Source organism: Streptomyces sp. SS1-1 (assembly GCF_008973465.1).
In the GTDB taxonomy this organism is placed as follows: domain Bacteria; phylum Actinomycetota; class Actinomycetes; order Streptomycetales; family Streptomycetaceae; genus Streptomyces.
Genome location: NZ_WBXN01000004.1, coordinates 123,743 through 143,261 on the forward strand (window position 1 = coordinate 123,743; position 19,519 = coordinate 143,261).

The window sequence follows — 19,519 nt, forward strand, 5'->3', positions numbered from 1 at the left end:
GGACCCGCCGTGCCCGGTTCTCGTGGAAGTGAAGACGACGATGGATCTGAAGCTCGAAGTCGTGGTGCTGCCCGTGGCCGACGTCGACCGCGCCAAGGCGTTCTACGAGAGGGCGGGCTTCCGCCTGGACGTCGACGTCGTCGCCGACGACGGCTACCGCGTGGTGCATCTGACGCCGCCGGGCTCCTCGTGCTCGATCCTGTTCGGCACCGGGGTCACCACCGCCGCACCGGGTTCCGTGCGGGGCCTGCATCTGATCGTCGACGACATCGAGGCCGCCCGCGCCGAACTCCTCGCCAGGGGTGTCGAGATGAGCGAGATCTTCCACGACGCCAGCGGGGTGTTCCACCGCGGCACGGAGGAAGGACGCGTGCGCGGCCCGGCCCCCGAGCGCGCCAGCTATGGATCGTTCGCCACCTTCACCGACCCGGACGGCAACGGATGGGCGCTCCAGGAGGTCACGACCCGGCTCCCGGGCCGGTAGGGACGTATCCGGGCACCGGAACGCAGCCGCGACTCACTCGCCCCCGTCCGGCCCGCCCGGTCGGGGGCGACACACCTCTCGAGGACAGGAATGAAGATGGACGAGGTATCCCGCGCCTACGACGTGGTGGTCGTCGGAGGCGGCCCGGTCGGCGAGAACGTGGCCGACCGCACCCGCGCCGCGGGACTCAGCACCGTGATCGTGGAGCGCGAACTGCTGGGCGGTGAGTGCTCGTTCTGGGCGTGCGAACCGAGCAAGGCACTGCTGCGGCCGGTGGTGGCCCGCGCCGACGCCCGCCGGGTGCCCGGCCTCGACGACGCCGTACGGGGGCCGCTGGATGTGGAGGCGGTCCTCGCGCACCGCGACAGGATGGCCGCCCACTGGAAGGACGCGGACCAGGTCGACTGGCTCGACTCGGTCGGCGTCGACCTGATCCGCGGTCACGCCAGGCTCACCGGCCCCAAGCAGGTGTCGGTCGTGACTCCGGACGGGCACACCGTCCGGCTTGCCGCGCGGCACGCGGTCGCCCTGTGCACCGGCACGGGCACCGCCCTGCCCCGCATACCGGGCATCGACACCGTACGCCCGTGGACCAACCGGGAGGCCACGGCCGCCGACCGGGTGCCCGGGCGGCTCGCCGTGGTGGGCGGTGGCGTGGTCGCCGTCGAACTGGCCACGGCGTGGCAGGCGTTGGGTGCCCAGGTGACCCTGCTGGTCAGGGGCGAGGGGCTGCTGCGGACGATGGAACCGTTCGCCGCCGAACTCGTCGCGGACGCGCTCCGCGAGGCCGGTGTGGACGTCCGCACCGGCACGGAGGTCACGTCCGTGAGGCGCGTGGGCGGCGCGGACGGGGACGTACGGCTGGCTCTCTCCGACCGTGGAGAACTGGCCGCGGACGAGGTCCTGTTCGCCACCGGCCGGGCTCCGCGCACGGCGGACCTCGGCCTGGAGAACGTCGGCCTCACCCCGGGCTCCTGGCTCACGGTGGACGACACCTTCCTGGTCGACGGGGTCGACGGCGGCTGGCTCTACGGCGTCGGTGACGTCAACCGGCGCGCCCTGATGACGCACCAGGGCAAGTACCAGGCGAGGATCGCCGGCGCCGCCATCGGTGCGCGCGCGACGGGTACGCCGCTCGACACCACCAGGTGGGGCGCGCACACGGCCACGGCGGATCATCTGGCCGTCCCCCAGGTCGTGTTCACCACTCCGGAGGTGGCCTCCGTCGGTCTCACCACGCACGAGGCACGGCGGACCGGTCGCCGCGTCGACGTGGTGGACTACGACCTCGCCCGCCTCGCGGGCGCGCAGCAGTACGCCGTCGGGTACCGAGGGCGAGCGCGCATGCTGGTCGACGCCGACCGTGGCACCGTGGCAGGGGTGACCTTCGCCGGGCCGGGCGTCGGGGAGCTGCTCCACTCGGCGACGATCGCCGTCGCGGGCGAGGTGCCCTTGGACCGGCTGTGGCACGCGGTCCCCGCCTTCCCGACCATCAGTGAGGTGTGGCTGCGGCTTCTGGAGACCTACCGGGACGACGTCGGCAGGCGCTTCTAGCGGGCTGTCCGGTCGGGGGGACGGCCGCCGGCGACCGCCCGAGGTTCGTGCGGTTCCGGCATGGTGTGCGGGAATCCGGCGCGCAGGAGGAAGGCGGTGAGCACGGCGGCCAGCACGACGGCGGCCGCCAGGAGCAGGGCCTGGTGGTAGCCGTGGCGCAGAAGGGGCGTCGCGGCCAGCGGGCCGAGGATCTGGCCGACCGAGTATCCGGCGGTCAGCAGGGCCACGGCACGCGGGAAGCGCAGGTGCGCGCCGGTTCCCAGGACAAGGGTGCTCACGCCGATGAACGTGGATCCGAACAGCACCGCGGAGAGCAGTGCGGCCGCCACTCCCCCGACCAGCGCGGGCAGGGCGATGCCGACGGCCTGCACGGCGAGCGCGGCCAGCAGCAGGTCCGGCCGGGTCCACCGGCGTCCGAGGCCGGCCCACAGCGCGGCGGACGGGATCGCCGCCAGGCCCACCAGCACCCAGGCTCCGCTGCCGAGCCATCCGGGTGACGTCTGGTCGATCGCCGCCACCAGGAAGGTCCCGGCGATGATGTAGCCGACGCCCTCGAGCGTGTAGGACACGAACAGCGCGCCGAACCAGCGGTGGGTCCGCGGTGCCTGGGGAACGGCCCCCGGCGTCGGCGTCACGGCCCGTGGGAGCGCCGGTTCCGGTCGGAGGCCCCAGGCGGCGAGTGTGAGGGGGACGGCCAGCGCCGCCGAGGCCCACCAGGCCGTCTGCCAGGTCCCGACCGTGCGCAGGACGAGGACGAGCAGGCCGGACAGCGCGATGCCGGCCCCCACACCGCCGAACGCCCAGCCGGGCAGATGCGCCGGATGGTCGCGCAGGTGGCTGAGCAGGGAGCCGGCGGCGATGACGAAGATCATCGCGCTGAAGGCGCCCGCGCCCAGGCGCAGGAGCAGCCAGATGAGGGTGCTGTGCGTCAGCGCCATCCCGGCCAGGGAGGCGACCAGCGCCACGAGGCACACACGCAGGACGACGGAGGAGCGGACGAGTCGCGGGGCGAGGCTGCCCGCCAGCGCGCCGGCCAAGTAGCCCCCGTAGTTGGCGGTCGCGAGGTGTGCTCCCGCGCCCGCCGTCAGTCCGGCCCGGGCGTGCATCAGCGGCAGGATCGGGGTGTAGACGAACCGGCCGACGCCCATCCCGGCCGCGAGCGCGGCGGCGGACTGGAGGACGTGCACCCACGGTGCGCGTGGAACGCCTCCCGCCTCATGGTGCGTAGGACCGGTGGTGGGCAGAGGCCCGAGCGCCGGGTCGGAGCCGACGCCACGAGCCACCGCCTGAAAGTTGCGCGCACTTCCCATGCGGACAGAGTCGCCCGCCCTGGGCACGCGGATCCAGGACTGATTTCCTCCCTGCTGGGAGCCGTGTCCTCTCGTGCGAGCGTGGATACGCAGCGAGCCGCCCGTCCCGAGTGGGGGCGAGCGGCGTCCGATCAGCCGTCAGACCGTCTGGTTGCGCCGCCGGGCCCGGTACGCGGCGGCCTTGACCCTGTTGCCGCACGTCTCCATGGCGCACCATTCGCGTCGGCGGCCGCGCGAGCGGTCGAGGTAGGTCTGGGTGCACTCGGGGCGGGAGCACTCCCTCAGAAGGTCGGCCTCCGCCCCGCCCAGGATCTCCACCGCCTCGCGGGCGAGGGACGCGAGGCCCTGGGAGACCGAGCCCGTCCGGGCGGTGCCGTTCTCGCCGAGCCGCACCTGCACGGGCAGCCCGGACGCGCGCTGGTTCACCTCGGCGAGCGCGTCGGCGGGCAGGGGTTCCTTCGCGAGGGCGGCCGCCGTCACCGAGTAGAGGGCTTCCCGCAGGCTCACGGCTGCGGCGAGTCCGGTGTGATCGGCTCCTGGAGCGGCGTCCATCATCCCGGACTCGACGAACCAGGCGTCGAGCGCTTGCGGGGAGGCCAGCATCTCCGTCGGTTCCGCGTTGCGTCGCGCGCGCAGCGTTCCGACGAAGTCGAGGAAGGGCGTCCCACAGGGAAAGGCATGCACGTCACCACTTTAACCGGTGAGTGACGGGGTGCGCAAAGACCCCTCCCGCGCACCCCGCCGTTCGGGCCGTCAGGCGGCGGCCGTGTCCGTCCACGCCTCCTCCAGTGCCCGCGTGAACGTCTCGGGCGACTGGACGCCGCTCATGCCGTAGCGCCGGTCCAGGACGAAGAACGGGACGGCGTTCGCGCCCAGTTCGGCGGCAAGCCGTTGGTCGGAGCGCACGTCGTCGGCGTAGGCGTCCGGGGCGTCGAGCACCTCGCGCACCTCCGCCTCGGCCAGTCCCGCTTCGACCGCCAGGCGCACCAGGGTCTCGCGGTCGTAGATCGAGGCCTCCTCCGCGAAGTTCACCCGGAAGGCGAGATCCAGGAACCCGCCCTGCAGTCCGCGCGTGGCGGCGAAGTGCGAGAGGCGGTGCACGTCGAAGGTGTTCCCGAAGACACGTCCGCCGATACGGAACTCCAGCCCCACGGCGTTCGCCATGGCCGCGGCCTGTTCCTCCCGCGCGACCTGCTGCTCCCGGGTCCGGCCGTACTGCGCCGCGACGGCGTCGATGATCGGGACCGTCCCGTTCTCGGCCTGCGGGTTGAGCTCGAAGGAACGGTGGACGACCTCCACCCGGTCGCGGTGGGCGAACGCGGCCAGTCCCTTCTTGAAGTGCTCCCTGCCGACGTAGCACCACGGGCAGGCCACGTCGGTCCACATCTCGACACGCATCATCTGATCTCTCCATCGCATGGCACGGGGGGGGCGGGCCTGTCGGCCGACACCGAACGGCGAACGGCGCACGCCCTCATCAGCGGGGCTCACCGGCGCCACCTCCGAGAATAGACGACCGACCGTCTTTCACAAAGTGCCTGCTCACTCGGTGCCCCGGTGGAGGTAGGCGCGGTTCACGGTCTGCCGCACCTTGTTCCCCCGGTCGTCGCTCGCGGTGACCCTCAGCGTGACGTAGGCGTCCCCGTGCGGACGGGCCGGCCGCTCCACCACGGCGGTGAACCGGCTGTCGCCCTGCCGTGCGGTGCGCGCGGTGCTCCAGGTGCGCCCGTCGTCGTAGGACGTCTCCACCTTCAGCGTGACGCCGCGCGGGGCGGCCATGCCGTCCTGCATACGGACGCTCAGCCCGACGCGGTGCGTGCGGGAGCGGCCCACCGCGTTCCGGGCGTCGACCGGCACGTCGTAGTCGAGCTGGAGCAACGGCAGGAGAGCGGGCTTCGCGGCGGCGCCGGAGCGGAAGGTCCACGACGTGTCGGTGCTCGTCGCGAAGCGCCACTGGTCCGAGGCGCGCTTCGTCGTCAGGTCCAGCCGGTAGGTGGCCTCACCCGTGGGGACCTCGAAGTCGCCCCAGGCGCCGTCCTCCGAGCGCGTCAGCAGCTGTCCGTCGCGGTACAGCAGGGCTGTCGCGGTGTCGCCGTCGGCGTCGCCGAAACCGCCGTGCTCGGCGAAGGACCAGTGGCTGGTGCCGTCGTTGAATTCCGGCACGTAGACGGACAGGGCGTTGCCCGTGCGCAGCGACGGCTGCCGGCCCCCGCGGGGGATGGAGGGGCGGACCACCGCTCCGAACCACTGCTCCGAGGTGTGCCGGCCAGGCCGGTACGTGTGCGGGTCGTCGTGCATGCCGCCCTGCAGCGGATGGTCGGTGGCCTCGACGACCTTGTACTGCACGGCGTGCTGCCACTGCGTGCCCTCATCGGCGCTCACGTACTCGACGCGCTCCTGTCCCACCGGCACGAAACGGGTCCACTGACCCCAGGCGGTGGTCTGGTGGGGCCGCCACGCGAAGCGCTGCTCGCTCGCCCACGCGGAGGCACCGGTGCGGTGGTAGGTGGCGCGGACCACGGCCATGTCGCGTTCGGAGACGGTGTACTGGGGGTTTCTGGGGATCGCGTTCCTCCAGACGCCCATCACGTCGTACATGTACGGGCTGCGCGCGGTGCCGGTGAAGGTCACCGTGGTGCTGCGCGCGGCCATGCGCTGGAGCAGGGTGGCGCCGTCGGTCGAGGAGGCCCGCACGAAGGGGAGGGCCATCCGCTCCCCGGTCGGCCGCCACTGGGTCCACACCGGGAACCGGTCGGGCAGCACCAGCAGCACGGCCTCGGCACCGGCGGCCGCGGCGGCCCGGGCGAGCGCCGCGTTGTCGTAGCCGCTGGATTCGTCGTCCCGCAGCACGGCCAGCTTGCCCCGCGTGCCGTGGAAGCGCGGTGCCTGGGCGGTGCCGGCGTCCACGGCGGTCAGCCGTTCGCCCCGGTCGCCGAAGACGGGTGAGAGTTCCTCGTAGTAGGGCCGGAAGTCGGCGGTGCTGCCCGAGGTCTTGGCCCGCAGCTGCGGGGCGGCCATCTGGGTGCGTACGGAGAACTCGAAGGAGCCGTCGGTGACCGGGGCGGTGGCGTTGGTGTAGAAGCGGTCCCCGCCGAAGACGGCGGTGGTCTGGAAGAGGTCCTTGCCGTCGATCCTGCGGTAGTAGGTCGGGCACAGGACGCCGTAGCGCTCGGCGGGCCGGGGGGTGCGGAACCGCACCTCGGTCGCCTCGGCGGCGTTCAGCGTGACCGTCGTGTCCTTGGTGACCTTCACCTCCGGGGCGACGACGTTGCCGATCTCGGAGGCGCCGTCCGCCGCGTAGTCCGTGAACTGGCTGCTGACGTAGTACGTCCCCTCCTCCACGAGGGCGGTCCCGGCCTCCCGGTCGGTGTACTCCACGAACCCGTCCGCGCCGAAGATGGTCCCCAGCCAGCCGGGGACGACCTGGCCGGTGCGGTCGCGGTAGACCACCTTCAGCTGGTGCGCGGGGGCGTGCACCCGGAGGGAGACCGTCGTGTGGACGGTGACGGTGCCGTCCGCCGATGTGGCGGTCAGATACCCGTAGTAGTGACCCCTGGTGGCCCCGTGCGGGTCGGTGCGCAGGGGCACCTCGGTCGTGGCGCCGGGGGCGATGCGGACCGTGGTGGCGCCGACGCCCACCACCCCGTCGGCCAGGGGACGCCCGGTGTCGGTGGCCAGTTTCAGGTCGAGCGACAGCGTGACGGGGTGGTCACCGGTGTTGGTGTAGCGGACGGTGGCCTGCCGCCGGCCCTGGCCGCCGCCCACGGACAGCGGGGCGAGGGCCAGGGACCCGGTGGCGGTGACGGGGCCCAGGGCCGCGGCCAGGTCGATGCGACCCGCTCCCTGCGCCGTCACCTCCGTGCCGGGGACCGTGTGGGCGGTGCTGGTCAGCGCGTCCTTCAACTGCCGCGCCGACCAGTCGGGGTGACGCTGGGCCAGCAGTGCGGCGGCACCGGCGACGTGCGGGGTGGCCATGGAGGTGCCGGACAGGGAGACATGGTGGCTGTCGACGGGGTCGCCCAGAGTGGTGCCCGCCGCGCGGGCGGCGACGATGCCGACACCCGGTGCGGTCACGTCGGGTTTCACGGCCCCGTCGCCGTAGCGCGGTCCGCGGCTGGAGAAGGACGCGAGGGAGTCGTCCCGGTCGACGGCGCCTACGGTCAGCGCGGCGTCGGCCGCGCCCGGTGTGCCGAGCGTCGACTGGCCCGGCCCCGCGTTGCCCGCGGCGACGACGAAGAGCGTGCCCGAAGAGGCGGTCAGGGCGTCGAGGGCCTGGCTCATCGGGTCGGTGCCGTCGGCGTAGCCGTCCGCTCCGAGGCTCATGTTGACGACCTTGGCGTGGGAGGCGACCGCCCACTCCATGCCGTCGATGATGCCGGACTCCGAGCCGTAGCCGTTGTCGTCGAGCACCTTGCCGATCAGCAGTTCCGCCTTCGGCGCGACGCCCTGCCGGGTGCCGCCGGACGCGGCGCCGCTTCCGCCCACGATGGAGGCGACGTGGGTGCCGTGCCCGAAGTGGTCGTCCGTGTTGCCGCTGCCGGAGAAGTCCTTCGCCGACTCGATCCGGCCGGCCAGGTCGGGGTGGTGGGCGTCGGCTCCCGTGTCCAACACGGCCACCTTGACGCCCTGGCCCTCGTAGCCGGCCTTCCAGGCCGTGGGTGCGCCGATCTGGGCCGTGCTGCGGTCGAGGGCGGCCTTCACCTTGCCGTCCAGGAGGATGCGCGGGGTCGTCGCCGTCCGGGCGGTGTCCGGCTTCTTGCCGGAGGTGAGGGTCTTCCAGAAGGTGCCGAGGTCCTTGCCGGCGACCACGGCCGACCGGGCGTCGATGCTCGTCAGGTCGCGGGACGGCGTGCTCGCCTTGTTCAGCGCGACCAGCCGGTCGGCGGTCGCCGCCGCCGACCGGGCGGCTTGCGCGTCGGTCCGGGCTCCGTCGCGCGGCGGCACCGGCCGGGAGGCGACGATCAGGGGCAGGCCAGGGCTGTGGGCCTCGTCGAAACCGTCCGCCACGAGAGCCGAGACGTCGAACAGCCGCCGGTCGACGGCACCGGCCGACACCAACTGCTCGGCGTCGGACGGCACCACGCTCACCGTTCCGCCGTCGCCCTCCCGCGTCTGGAAGGCGATGTGTTCACGCCCCGGGGCGGGCTGTACGGCCACGGCGTGCCGGCCGCCGGGGAAGGAGGTCAGGGTCACCCGGTCCCCCGTGACCAGTCGTACCGTGGCCGTGTGTGTTCCAGGCCGGTCGGCGGCGGGGACGGCGGCGCTCGGCTCGGTCGTCGGCGCCGCGAAGGCCGCGGGCGTCGCTCCGGCGATCAACGCCAGTCCTGTCGATATCGCCGCCGTCATGCGGGTTCTCAGCATTCCTCGGAACACCTTTCGCGCACAGCACAGTGAAGCCCCGGAAGGCCATCAGGAATCGGAAATGGAACTGACGGATACTTCGCACGTCAAGTTTCCCGGAAACGTACACCACGCCGAAACGACCTACAAGGCGGACTATCTGACGCCATCTCAGATACCGGGGTCACTGGGGGAACGACAGACGGCCGCCGCCCGCAGCGGGGCGACGACCGTCTTCGTCAGTCGGAATCGTCGTACGACGAGCCGCTGTTCACTCGGCCAGACGGCGGCCCAGGTCGAGTTCCACACCGTCGGGGCGCTGAAGGCCCCGCTCGAACAGCGAGCGGACGCGATGGGCGTTCTCGGGGCGGCCGGAGGTCTGGAAGAAGGCCTGAAGGCTGGCGCCGTAGGACTCGGGCGTCGGCAGGGACTCGACGTCCACCAGGGACTTGGTCCGGGCGACGGCGACCTTGTCGAAGCCCGCGATGCGCCTGGCGAAGCCGTCGACGAACGCCTCCAGTTCCCCCTCGGGCACCACACGGTTCACATAGCCGTACGCCGCGGCGAGGTCGGCGGGGAAGTCGTCGCCGCCCAGCAGGATCTCCAGGGCGCGCCCACGGCCCAGCAGTCGGGGGAGCCTGCCGGTGGGGTTGCCGCCCGGGACCGACCCGACGCCGACCTCGAACTGTCCCAGGACGGCGCCCGGCCCGGCGAAACGGATGTCCGTCGCCAGGGCGAACTCGCTCCCGGCGCCGCGGGCCCGGCCGTTGATCTCGGTGATGGTGGCGGCGGGGACCTTGGCCAGCCGGTACAGGTTGTCCGCGAACGGGTGGAGTCCGGAGGGGGCGGGCTTCATGGCGGCGACCCTGGACCGGTCGGACCGCATGTCCCAATGGGCCATGAAGAAGGAGGGGTTGGCGCTGCGGAAGACGACGGCCGTCAGGTCGGGCGCCTCCTCGATGCGGGTGATCAGCGCGGCGAGCTGCTCGATGGTGTCCGGGTCGATCAAGTTGATCTCGCCGTTGGAGAAGGTCACCCGCCAGTACGAAGGGCTGATCTCTTCGACGGCGAACTGTTCGGGGGAAGGCATGGGAGTCTGTCTCCTCGTGTGGCGCGGGCCGACGGCACGCGTTGGTCGACTTCGGAAAAGGTCGGCGCCGGGCTGGTCAGACCAGCCGGTGCCAGGTGAGTTCCGCGGTCCGCTCGGCGCCCCAGAGCCGAGTCGGAGTGGTGACGCCGAGCCGCAGGAGCGAGCCGGCGAACTCGACGCTGCGCACCTGCTTCCGCCCGATCCAGTTCGGGAAGAGGCTCGTGGTGACGTGGTGCTCGACGGTGTGCGGGTCGACCACCTCGAACGGGCCGCCGTAGGCGACATAACCGGTCGCCGCCCGGGCCAGGTCGTCGGCTGCCGCGTCCTCCAGCCGGGCCGAGGCCAGGGGCGGCCGGTCGCCACGGCCGAGCTGGGCCGACATGTACCCCTCGGGCGTGTAGAGGATCAGGCCGTACGGCGAACGGCCCAGGGGGTGGACGACCTCCCCGTCGACGCTGACGGCGGTGTACGAGACGAGTCGCCACGCGCCGAACAGCCGCATGCGGACCTCGTCCCGGGTCGCCTCCTCGTGTCGTTCGGCGGCCGGGTCCGTAACGGCCATGGGCCCTCCTCTTGGGACGGGACGGGGTCCGCGGGCTGTCGCCGGGCGGACGGTCGACGGGTTCACGGCCGGGTCAGCTCGCCGTCGACGAGGCGCCAGAGGTGGAGAGGGTTGGCCTCGCGCAGGGACTGCGGCAGCAGGTCGTCGGGGAAGTTCTGGTAGGTGACCGGCCGCAGGAACCGCTCGATGGCGCCCATGCCGACCGAGGTGAAGCGGCTGTCGGAGGTGGCGGGGAAGGGGCCGCCGTGGGTGGAGGCGTACGACACCTCCTGGGGGATCGAGAAGGCGTTGAACACGATCCGTCCGGTGCGGCGTTCCAGCACCGGCAGGAGTCGTTCGGCGGTCACGCGGTCGGCCGCGTCCGCGTGGAGGGTCGCCGAGAGCTGTCCGCGGAAGGCCCGTGCCACGTCCAGCAGTTGCTCCGTGCCGGAGACCCTGACCAGCAGCAGTGCGGGGCCGAAGACCTCCTCGCGCAGGGTGGGTTCCGCCAGGAGTTGGTCACCGGTGACCTCGAGGAGCAGGGCCTGCCCGTACGCTCCGCCGTCCGGGGCGCCTCCCTCGGCGAGCCGTACGGCGCCGTTGGCCTGGTGGCGCCGGGTGTGGCGCAGGTAGGCGTCGTGGATGCCCGGCGTGAGCATGGGGCGTGCGTCCCACTTCTCCACCTCGGTGATCGCCGCGTCACGGAGTTCGGCGTAGCCGGGCCCCTCGACGGCGACGAGCACGGCGGGCTTGAGGCAGGCCTGCCCGACGTTGTACATGCCGCGCTGTACGAGGCCGGTGCCGATCTCGGTGGCGCGGGCGGCCAGGGCGGCGGGCAGGACGAAGGTGGGGTTGACGCTGGTCATCTCGGTGAAGACCGGGATGGGTTCGGAGCGCCGCTGGGCGCGGCGGTACAGGGCCATGCCACCGGCCTCGGACCCGGTGAAGGTGACGGCCTTGACCAGGGGGTGGTCCACGAGGGCTTCGCCGATCTCGTTGCCGGAGCCGCGGACGAGGGAGAAGACGCCCGGGTGCAGCCCCGAGGCGGCGACCGCCTCCTGTATGACACGGCCCTCGATCTCGGACGCCCCGGGGTGGGCGTTGTGGGCCTTGAGGACGACGGGGCAGCCGGCGGCCAGCGCGGACGCGGTGTCACCGCCGGCGACCGAGTAGGAGATCGGGAAGTTGCTGGCGCCGAAGATCGCGACAGGGCCGAGGGCCACCTTCTGCAACCGGTGGTCCAGGCGCGGGGCGGGCTGCCGGTCCGGCTGCGCCGGGTCGATGGCCGTCTGGAGGAAGCGGCCCTGGCGTACGACGGCGGCGAACTTCCGGAAGACGCCCGCGCTGCGCACGGCCTCGCCCTCGAACTGCGCTGCGGGCAGCCCGGTCTCCAGGGAGGTCCGCGCGGCCAGTTCGTCCTTGGCCGCCTCCAGCTTGTCCGCGATGAGTTCGAGGAACCGCGCCCGCTCTTCGAGCCCGGTGTGGCTGTAGCTGTCGAAGGCGTCGTCGGCCAGGCGCAGGGCGCGGTCGACCTCGGCCGGTCCGCCGAAGGCGAACTCGGGCTCGACGAAGGCTCCTTCGGCGGGGTTGAACGCCTTCATGGTTCCGGCGGTGGCGGACACCTGCTCTCCGCCGATCAGGAGGTCTCCGGTCAGTGTCATGCGTGTGCTCCCTCGAACGCGGCGACGAGCTCGCCGGTGGTGGTGATGGCGTGGGCGTAGGTGGGCCCGTTCAGTTCGTGCGCGGCGTGGACCATCTCCGACAGGAAGGCGGCGGTGGCGTCGCGTACGAGCGTCACGTGGTAGCCGAGTTCCATGGCGAAGCGGCCCGTGGACTCGACGCAGGTGTTGGCGAGCAGGCCGACGAGCACCACGTGCGTGATGCCGTGCTGCTTGAGGCGGAAGTCCAGGTCCGTGTTGGCGAATCCGCTCTGCGCCCAGTGCTCGGCAACGACGGTCTCGCCGGGCCGCGGCCGGAGGTCCGGATGGAACTCGCCGCCCCAGGTGCCGCGGGCGAAGCTGTGCCGTTCCATGATGCCGAGCTGGGTGGGGTTGGGGTGGGCCCACGTCTCGTAGTCGCCCTGCTCCCAGCGGCGGTGGGGGACGAAGATCACCCGCGCACCGGCGTCACGGGCGGCGCCGACGACGGAGCGCAGGTGGTCGAGCAGGTCCACCTGTTCCGCCATGGCCTTGAGACGCGGCCAGATCTTGCCGCCCTCCGACAGGAAGTCGTTGAACGGGTCGACCAGCAGAACGGCCGTACACCGGGGGTCGTAGGTCTGGGGCATGGAGTCCACTCCGATCAGGATGATGAGCATCATCTGGATTGAAGATGATGCTCATCATCCTGAAAGTCAAGCGAGCGCTGCACGAACCCCCTCGGCACGGGCCCAGGTGTATGATGTATGTCATCCAGACATGCGGCTTCCTCGCCGCGCCGCCCCCGGAAAGGCAGGGTCACCATGGGCCACTCGCAGGCAGAGAAGGCGGCGACGCGCGAACGGGTGCTGAGGGTCGCGTCACGCAGGATCCGTAAGGACGGCGTCGACCGTCCGGGGGTCGCGGAGCTCATGCAGGAGGCCGGCCTGACCCACGGCGGCTTCTACAAGCACTTCGGCTCACGGGACGACCTGATCACCCAGGCCGCCGCCTTCGCCCTGGCGGAGGGCACCGCGAAGATGGAACGGTCCGCCCGCAGGAACACGCAGGACGCGCGAGCCGGCCTCATCGACGCCTACCTCGCGAAGCAGCACCGGGACGGCCCGGCCACCGGGTGCGCCCTCGTCACCCTGGGCGCCGCCGCCGGGCGTGGCGACCAGCAGATCAAGCAGGCGTACGAGAAGCAGGTCCGCACCTATCTCGACCTGATCGCCGGCCTGGACGAGGACGCCGAGGACCCCCAGGGCGAGGCGATGCTCACGCTCAGCGCACTGGTCGGCGCCGTACTCATCTCCCGGGCCGTTGCGGACCAGGAGTTCTCCGACGACCTGCTGGCGACCGTCACCGCACAGCTGACGGACCGCGCCTCCCGCGACCTCCCCACCGAGGCCTGACACGCACCTCCGGCGGCGGCGAGACAGTGCGCCGCCGCCGCGGCATGCGGCCCCACACCTCCACACCCCACTCCCCTGTCGGCCCGGCGGGCACCCCGGCCAGATTTACTTGACGTGACAAGTTCTTAGCTGTTTACTTGTCGCGTCAAGTAAATCCGTCGTCACGGGTCCACACACCGGCGCGTCACCACGCACCGCGGCCTCGACGCAGCCCTCCCCACCCCCGACAAGGAACATCGTGTACATCGCCGCCGTCATCCTCAGCGTTCTCCTCGCCCTGTTCGCCCTTGCCGCAGGCGCGCCGAAGGCGCAGCTCAAGGGCAGCGTGCCGGAGGGGCTGCAGGCCAAGGGCCTCGGCTCCGGTCTCATCCGTCTCATCGGCCTGGCCGAGGTGGCCGCCGCGGTGGGCCTCGTCGTGGGCATCTGGTGGCAGCCCCTGGGCATCGCCGCCGCCATCGGGTTGGCGATCGTGATGATCGGCGCGGTCCGGTACCACGTGAAGTGGGGCGACTACGCGGACAGCGAGGCCCGCGGTGCCGCGACGGCGCCCATCCTCTTCACCTTCGTCGCGATCGCGGCGGCCCTCACCCTCGCCGCTTCGCAGTGACCGCTCGGGCTGTCATGAGCCTGCCCACACTGCCGGGCTCCCGGACATCACCGGGCGCCCGGACCCGGGCCTCAGCCGGCACCCGCCGCGCCACACCGTCGCGCCGGTGCTGCCATGGATCCACGACCGACGCATCAGCACAGCCGGCTGCGGCCGCCTGACCGCCGGCACGGCACCCCCTCGACTCAAGGAGAGATCCCATGGGAATCCTCGACGGCAAGGTCACCCTCATCACCGGCACCGGCGGGGGCATGGGCCGTGTCGCCGCACTCGTCTTCGCCCGGGAGGGATCGAAGATCGTCGGATGCGACATCCAGGCCGAGGCCAATGAGGAGACCGTCGGCATGGTGCGCCGGGCGGGCGGCGACATGACCGGCATCGCTCCCGTCGACCTTACCGACGCCGAGCAGGTGCACCGCCTGGCCGACGAGGCCGCGGCCGCGTACGGCGGACTCGACGTCGTCTACAACAACGCCGCCCTGGTGCGTTTCGGGGCCATGCCCGATTTCTCCGTCGAGGACTGGAACGTCACCGTGGCGGGCGAGCTCGACATCCCGTTCCTCGTCTCCAAGTACACCTGGCCCCACCTCGTGCGGCGCGGCGGCGGCGTCATCATCAACATCGCCTCCCAGGCGGGCCTCATCGCCGGTGCGACGCCCCCGATGGTGGCCCACACCGCCGCCAACGCGGGTGTCATCGGGATGACCCGTCAGCTCGCCCTGGAAGGCGCCCCTCATCACATCCGCGCCGTCGCCATCAGCCCCGGCCCCGTCCTCACCCCGGCCAGCGACCGCGACCTGGGCGACAACCAGGCGGCACGCGACGCCGTCGTCAGCAAGACCCTGCTCAAGCGCTTCGCCCGCCCGGAGGAGATCGTCGAACTCGGCGCCTTCCTCGCCTCCGACCGCGCGAGCTTCATCACCGGAGCCAACTATCCCGTCGACGGCGGAGCCAGCGCCTGGTGAGACCGGGAGGCCGATGAGGGCGCACCGCGAGCACACGCGGGACGTGCCACGTCACCCACTCACGGCAACCGCAGTCCGCGGGCCGAGCCGAAAGAAACACGTTGATCACGAACACGAACAACCGTCATGTCGTCATCGTCGGCGGGGGCTACGCCGGAGTGCGCCTCGCTCGCGAGCTGGACGCGGACGCCGACGTCACCCTGATCGACCTCAAGGAGGCGTTCTTCCACCGCGTCGCCTCGCTGCGGGCCGGCGCCGACCCGGACTGGACCCTCGCCCCCTTCATCCCGTACGACTCGCTCCTGGCCAACGGCCGTGTCGTACGGAACAAGGCCGTGGGCATCGAGGTGGAAGAGCGCCGGATCGTCCTCGCCACGGGACACCGGGTTCCGTACGACGTTCTCGTCATCGCGACCGGGGCCGACTACCAGGAGCCCGCCCGGTTCACCGGGACCACCGTCGCCGAGGCGGCCGCCGCCTTCCGCGGCCATCAGCGCCGCATCGCCGACGCCCGCAGCCTGCTGGTCATCGGAGGAGGCCCCTCCGGAGTGGAGCTGGCCGCGGAACTGCGGCGGGTCAACCCACGGGCCGCGGTCACCCTCGCTCACTCCGGTCAGCGACTCCTCTCCCGCCACGGCACCGGCCGGATGGCCCGCCAGGCGCGCACATGGCTGGAGCGGCGTGACGTCGAGGTCCTCCTCGGCACCTTCGTCTCATCCGCCGGCGGCGTCGGGACGGGTCTGAGGGACCAGACGGGCCGTCCGCTCGGCGCCGACGTGGTGTTCTGGACGACGGGCACCACCCCCAACACTCTGTGGCTCCGGCTCGCGGGACGGGGAGACTGGCTCGACGAGCACGGTCACGTCAAGGTGGACGAGCATCTGCGTGTCCTGGGCCGACGGGACATCTTCGCCATCGGCGACGTCAACGACGTGTCGGAGGCGAAGCTGAGCCCGACGGCCGTCGCACAGGGAGAGGCGACGGCCCACAACATCCGCGCCTACCTGGGCCACGGCAAGCACGGGCACGTGCCCCGTCCGTACAAGCCGGCGCCGGTGCGCGTCTTCTCGGTGCCGTTCGGGCCCGACGGCGGCACGACGCTGCTGCCCACTCTCGGCCGCGACGTCGTCGTCCTGGGCAACAGGGCCACGTCCGCGCTGAAGAGCAGGCACCTCGCGATACCGGCCATGCGCAAGCTCCTGGGTCACCCCGGGAACCCGGTGGCAAGTCCCTGGTGACCCACCGCTCTCTCAGTGCAGGAAGCCCTCGTAGCGGTGCTGCTCGACCTGGCTGCTGATCTGCTTCACGGTCTCCAGTCCGACGCTCACGATGATCAGGATGCTGGTGCCCGTGAGCTGGTTGGAGCTGCCGAAGTTGCCGAGCGCCACGGTGGGGACCAGCGCGATCAGGCCCAGGTAGATCGATCCGGGCCACGTGAGCCGGTTGAGGACGTATCCCAGGTACTGCGCGGTGGCCCGGCCCGCCCGGATGCCCGGTACGAACCCTCCGGCCTGCTTGATGTTGCCCGCGATCTCCTCCGGGTTGAACGTGATCGCCACGTAGAAGAAGGCGAAGAAGACGACCAGCAGGAAGTAGGCCGCCACGTAGTAGGGGTGGTTCCCCTTGGTGAAGTTGTGCGTGACCCACGTCGCCCACCCCGAGCCCGATCCGGCGAACTGCGCGACCAGCGCGGGGATGTAAAGAAGCGACGAGGCGAAGATGACCGGGACCACACCGGCCTGGTTCACCTTGAGGGGAATGTAGGTGGAGGTCCCCCCGTACGACTTGCGGCCGATCATCCGCTTCGCGTACTGAACGGGAATGCGGCGCTGCGCCTGTTCCACGAAGACGACCAGGCCCACCATGGCGAACCCGACCAGCAGGACGATGGCGAAGGCCAGCCATCCGTCGGCGATGGTGCTCTCCTGCTTCACCGCCCAGATGGCTCCGGGAAGCGTGGACGCGATGGAGATGAAGATGAGCAGGGACATGCCGTTGCCGACGCCGCGCTCGGTGATCATCTCTCCGAACCACATGACACATGCCGTGCCCGACGTGATCGTGATGACCATGACGACGGTGATGAAGACCGACTGGTCCGGCACGATGCCGGAGGCCTCCGGGCAGGTGGGGAACAGGGCGCCGTTGCGCGCGGTCGCGATGAGCCCGGTCCCCTGCAGTACGGCGAGTCCCAGCGTGAGATAGCGACTGTATTGCGTGATCTTCGCCTGCCCCGACGACCCCTCCTTCTTCAGCGCCTCCAGCCGCGGAATCACCACGGTGAGCAATTGGAGAATGATGCTGGCCGTGATGTACGGGAGGATTCCCAGCGCGAAGATCGTGATCTGCAGAAGCGCCCCGCCGCTGAAAAGGTTGACCAGGCCGAGGATTCCCTCGCCTTTCGAGACCGAATCCACGCATCGCTGGACCGTCCGGTAGTCCACGCCGGGAATCGGCACATGGGAACCGACCCGGTACAGCACGATGATGCCGAGGGTGAAGAGCAGTTTCTTGCGCAGGTCGGGGGTCTTGAACACCTGGCTCAACGCGTTCAGCACGATGGTTCCTCTACAGCGGTGCGAGGCAGGGCATAGGCCCGAACCGTACGGACCGCCGACCATCCAGTACGACTACACGCCGATCAGGTCCCCCGGAACGAGCAAGGACCGGGACAGCGCGGAGGCCCGGGGCCGGTCATGCCCCCCCGGGACCGGTCACGCCGCCGAAGAGCCGGGCCTACTAGCCGGTCGGTCGTATACTTGCCGTATGGGGCGAACGAGCGATGCAAAGAACAAGATCCTCACCGCTGCTCGATCACTGCTCGAGCAGCGTGGATATTCGGCGCTGGGTGTGGCCGAGATCTGCAAGACGGCCGAGGTGCCGAAGGGCAGCTTCTATTACTTCTTCGAGTCGAAGGAAGCCCTTGCCCTCGCCGTCATCGACGAGCAGTGGGCCGCCGAGAGGCGGGACTGGGAGACCATCCTGGGCGGGGACGCCCTGCCCTTGGAGCGGCTGAGGCAGCTCTTCGAGGCCACCGAGCAGCGCCAGCGAAACGGTCAGGACAGCTGCGGAGTGGTGTCCGGCTGCATGTTCGGCAATCTCTCCCTGGAGATGAGCAATCAGACGGACGCCGTACGGGAACGTCTGCAGCAGATCTTCGAGGCCCAGGTGGACATGGTCGAGGCGACCGTCACCGAGGCCCTGAGCCGGGGCGAGATCGCGGTGGACGACCCCCGCGAAGCCGCGCGGTCGGTGGTGGCGCAGCTCGAGGGCCAGGTGCTCTTCGCCAAGCTCTACAACAACACCGCGCAGCTGACGACGTTGTGGCCCAACTGCCTGGCTCTGCTGCGCGCCGCCGATCCCCGGGTCGCCGAACCCGCCTGAGGCTCCGCACTCCCCCGCCTCACAGCCCGTCGGTGAGCCGCCGCAGCGTCCGTTCCGTCGGCTCCTGCTCGGCGCCGCGGTACGCGGTCCCCGCCCACAGGTGCAGAAGTCCCTGGTCGCCCGCCGCTGCGGCCGCCCTGCGCAGCGGCGCGGTGAGGTGGTGCACGGCCGGATAGCCGGCCGGGGCCGCGGATTCGTACCGGTCGATAAAGGCGTTGCGCAGTCCTCGTGCGGGCCGCCCCGTGAAGGCACGGGTCAGCACGGTGGTGTCGAACGCCGGATCCGCCAGAGCCTGCTGGTGGGGGGCCGACGCGCCGCTCTCGTCCGTACGCAGCAGGAGCGTGCCGACCATGGTGGCCTCCGCACCTGCCCGCAGGGCTGCCGCCACGTCGGCGGGCGCCCCGATGCCACCGGCGGCGACGAGCGGCAGGGCGACCGCGGCGCGGATCCGAGCCACCAGGTCGGGCAGGGCGACGGGGACGATCGGGCGGTCGGGGGTGAGCGTGGCCGAGTGCCCGCCGGCCGCGGGACCCTGCACGACCAGCGCGTCCGCACCGGCCTCCGCCGCCAGGCGGGCCTCTTCGACCGTGGTGACGCTCTGCAGGACCGTGGTGCCCGCTCGCCGCAGGGCCCGTACGACCGTGGCGTCCGGGATGCCGAACGTGAAGGACACCCAGGGCACCGGCGACTCGACGAGCAGGTCGATCTTGGCCGCCCAGTCGTCGTCGTCCTCCTTCGGCAGGCTGTCGGTCAGGGTCAGGCCGTAACGGTCGGCCTCGGCCTGGACCGTACGGGCGTAGCGCCGGTAGGCGTCGGCCGCCACCGGGACCGGATGGGGAGCGAACACGTTGACGCCGTACGGGACCCCCTGCTCCTGGACGGTGCGCATCTGTTCGGCGAGGAGTCCCGCCGGCTTGTATCCGGCGGCGAGGAAGCCCAGGCTTCCGGCGCGCGCGGCCGCCACGACCAGGTCGGGCGTGCTTCCCCCACCGGCCATGGGCGCGGCGAGGACCGGGAGTTCCACACCTAGGTCGGACAGCAGTCGGCTCATGGGTCACAGTTCCTCTCCGCTGGGGTGTGGGCGGGCGGTCTCGCCGCGCTCTCGGCTTCGGAGCGGCCTCACCGGCCGACGGACGCCGGGCCCCACACCCACGCTGACAGCGTAGGACGCCGAACGCGCCGGATCAGGGCC

Annotated in this window: 16 protein-coding genes and 1 pseudogene; 7 read left to right on the top strand and 10 right to left on the bottom strand. The window is 71.5% G+C overall.

Features of this window, described 5'->3' with window-relative positions:
• Window positions 1-40 precede the first annotated feature (40 nt).
• Window positions 41-484, top strand: coding sequence for a VOC family protein (locus tag F8R89_RS01805; protein ID WP_151782272.1), 444 nt, complete (start codon window positions 41-43; stop codon window positions 482-484).
• A 96-nt stretch (window positions 485-580) separates the two neighbouring features.
• A complete protein-coding gene (locus F8R89_RS01810; RefSeq protein ID WP_151782273.1) occupies window positions 581-2,038 on the top strand; it encodes a dihydrolipoyl dehydrogenase family protein in 1,458 nt (485 codons plus the stop codon).
• Here F8R89_RS01810 and F8R89_RS01815 read toward each other — a convergent pair.
• From F8R89_RS01815 to F8R89_RS01850, 8 genes and pseudogenes are all read right to left on the bottom strand, one after another.
• The gene (locus F8R89_RS01815; RefSeq protein WP_151787946.1) at window positions 2,035-3,186 is read right to left on the bottom strand and encodes a YbfB/YjiJ family MFS transporter; all 1,152 of its coding nucleotides are present in this window, start codon (window positions 3,184-3,186) and stop codon (window positions 2,035-2,037) included. The two genes, F8R89_RS01810 and F8R89_RS01815, sit on opposite strands and share 4 nt — an antisense overlap.
• 300 nt (window positions 3,187-3,486) lie before the next feature.
• A complete protein-coding gene (locus F8R89_RS01820; protein WP_151782274.1) occupies window positions 3,487-4,032 on the bottom strand; it encodes a CGNR zinc finger domain-containing protein in 546 nt (181 codons plus the stop codon).
• A 69-nt stretch (window positions 4,033-4,101) separates the two neighbouring features.
• Entirely contained in the window at window positions 4,102-4,746 is a 645-nt protein-coding gene (locus F8R89_RS01825) for a DsbA family oxidoreductase (RefSeq protein WP_151787947.1), read from the bottom strand.
• Between the two features lie 2,448 nt (window positions 4,747-7,194).
• Window positions 7,195-8,709 (bottom strand): annotated as a pseudogene (locus tag F8R89_RS37320) (S8 family serine peptidase); the annotation flags it as partial.
• Between the two features lie 250 nt (window positions 8,710-8,959).
• Window positions 8,960-9,778: an enoyl-CoA hydratase/isomerase family protein gene (locus F8R89_RS01835; RefSeq protein ID WP_151782276.1), complete on the bottom strand. Its 819-nt coding sequence runs from the start codon at window positions 9,776-9,778 to the stop codon at window positions 8,960-8,962.
• A gap of 76 nt (window positions 9,779-9,854) precedes the next feature.
• Entirely contained in the window at window positions 9,855-10,340 is a 486-nt protein-coding gene (locus F8R89_RS01840) for a lipocalin-like domain-containing protein (RefSeq protein ID WP_151782277.1), read from the bottom strand.
• Between the two features lie 62 nt (window positions 10,341-10,402).
• The gene (locus F8R89_RS01845; protein WP_151782278.1) at window positions 10,403-11,980 is read right to left on the bottom strand and encodes an aldehyde dehydrogenase (NADP(+)); all 1,578 of its coding nucleotides are present in this window, start codon (window positions 11,978-11,980) and stop codon (window positions 10,403-10,405) included.
• Window positions 11,977-12,639 carry an isochorismatase family cysteine hydrolase gene (locus tag F8R89_RS01850; RefSeq protein WP_225994293.1) on the bottom strand — a complete coding sequence of 221 codons (663 nt, stop codon included), beginning with the start codon at window positions 12,637-12,639 and terminating at the stop codon, window positions 11,977-11,979. Before F8R89_RS01850 ends, F8R89_RS01845 begins: the two co-directional genes overlap by 4 nt.
• 141 nt (window positions 12,640-12,780) lie before the next feature.
• Here F8R89_RS01850 and F8R89_RS01855 point away from each other — a divergent pair, with 141 nt between their 5' ends.
• The 4 genes from F8R89_RS01855 to F8R89_RS01870 all read left to right on the top strand — a co-directional run bounded on the left by F8R89_RS01855 (window position 12,781) and on the right by F8R89_RS01870 (window position 16,181).
• Complete coding sequence (locus F8R89_RS01855; RefSeq protein ID WP_192806020.1) at window positions 12,781-13,371, top strand: TetR/AcrR family transcriptional regulator; 591 nt, start codon at window positions 12,781-12,783, stop codon at window positions 13,369-13,371.
• Window positions 13,372-13,609: 238 nt separating this feature from the next.
• Complete coding sequence (locus F8R89_RS01860) at window positions 13,610-13,978, top strand: DoxX family protein (RefSeq protein WP_192806021.1); 369 nt, start codon at window positions 13,610-13,612, stop codon at window positions 13,976-13,978.
• A 200-nt stretch (window positions 13,979-14,178) separates the two neighbouring features.
• Window positions 14,179-14,943 carry an SDR family NAD(P)-dependent oxidoreductase gene (locus F8R89_RS01865; RefSeq protein WP_151782281.1) on the top strand — a complete coding sequence of 255 codons (765 nt, stop codon included), beginning with the start codon at window positions 14,179-14,181 and terminating at the stop codon, window positions 14,941-14,943.
• Window positions 14,944-15,044: 101 nt separating this feature from the next.
• Window positions 15,045-16,181, top strand: a complete 1,137-nt coding sequence (locus tag F8R89_RS01870) for an NAD(P)/FAD-dependent oxidoreductase (protein ID WP_225994294.1) — start codon at window positions 15,045-15,047, stop codon at window positions 16,179-16,181.
• A 12-nt stretch (window positions 16,182-16,193) separates the two neighbouring features.
• On the opposite strand, the gene secY is transcribed toward F8R89_RS01870, so the two are convergent.
• The gene (secY, locus tag F8R89_RS01875; protein ID WP_151782282.1) at window positions 16,194-17,501 is read right to left on the bottom strand and encodes a preprotein translocase subunit SecY; all 1,308 of its coding nucleotides are present in this window, start codon (window positions 17,499-17,501) and stop codon (window positions 16,194-16,196) included.
• A gap of 208 nt (window positions 17,502-17,709) precedes the next feature.
• Between secY and F8R89_RS01880 the strand changes: the two genes are divergently transcribed.
• On the top strand, window positions 17,710-18,327 hold the full coding sequence (locus tag F8R89_RS01880) for a TetR/AcrR family transcriptional regulator (RefSeq protein WP_151782283.1): 618 nt from the start codon (window positions 17,710-17,712) through the stop codon (window positions 18,325-18,327).
• 19 nt (window positions 18,328-18,346) lie between these two features.
• On the opposite strand, the gene F8R89_RS01885 is transcribed toward F8R89_RS01880, so the two are convergent.
• Entirely contained in the window at window positions 18,347-19,378 is a 1,032-nt protein-coding gene (locus tag F8R89_RS01885; RefSeq protein ID WP_151782284.1) for a nitronate monooxygenase, read from the bottom strand.
• Window positions 19,379-19,519: the final 141 nt, after the last annotated feature.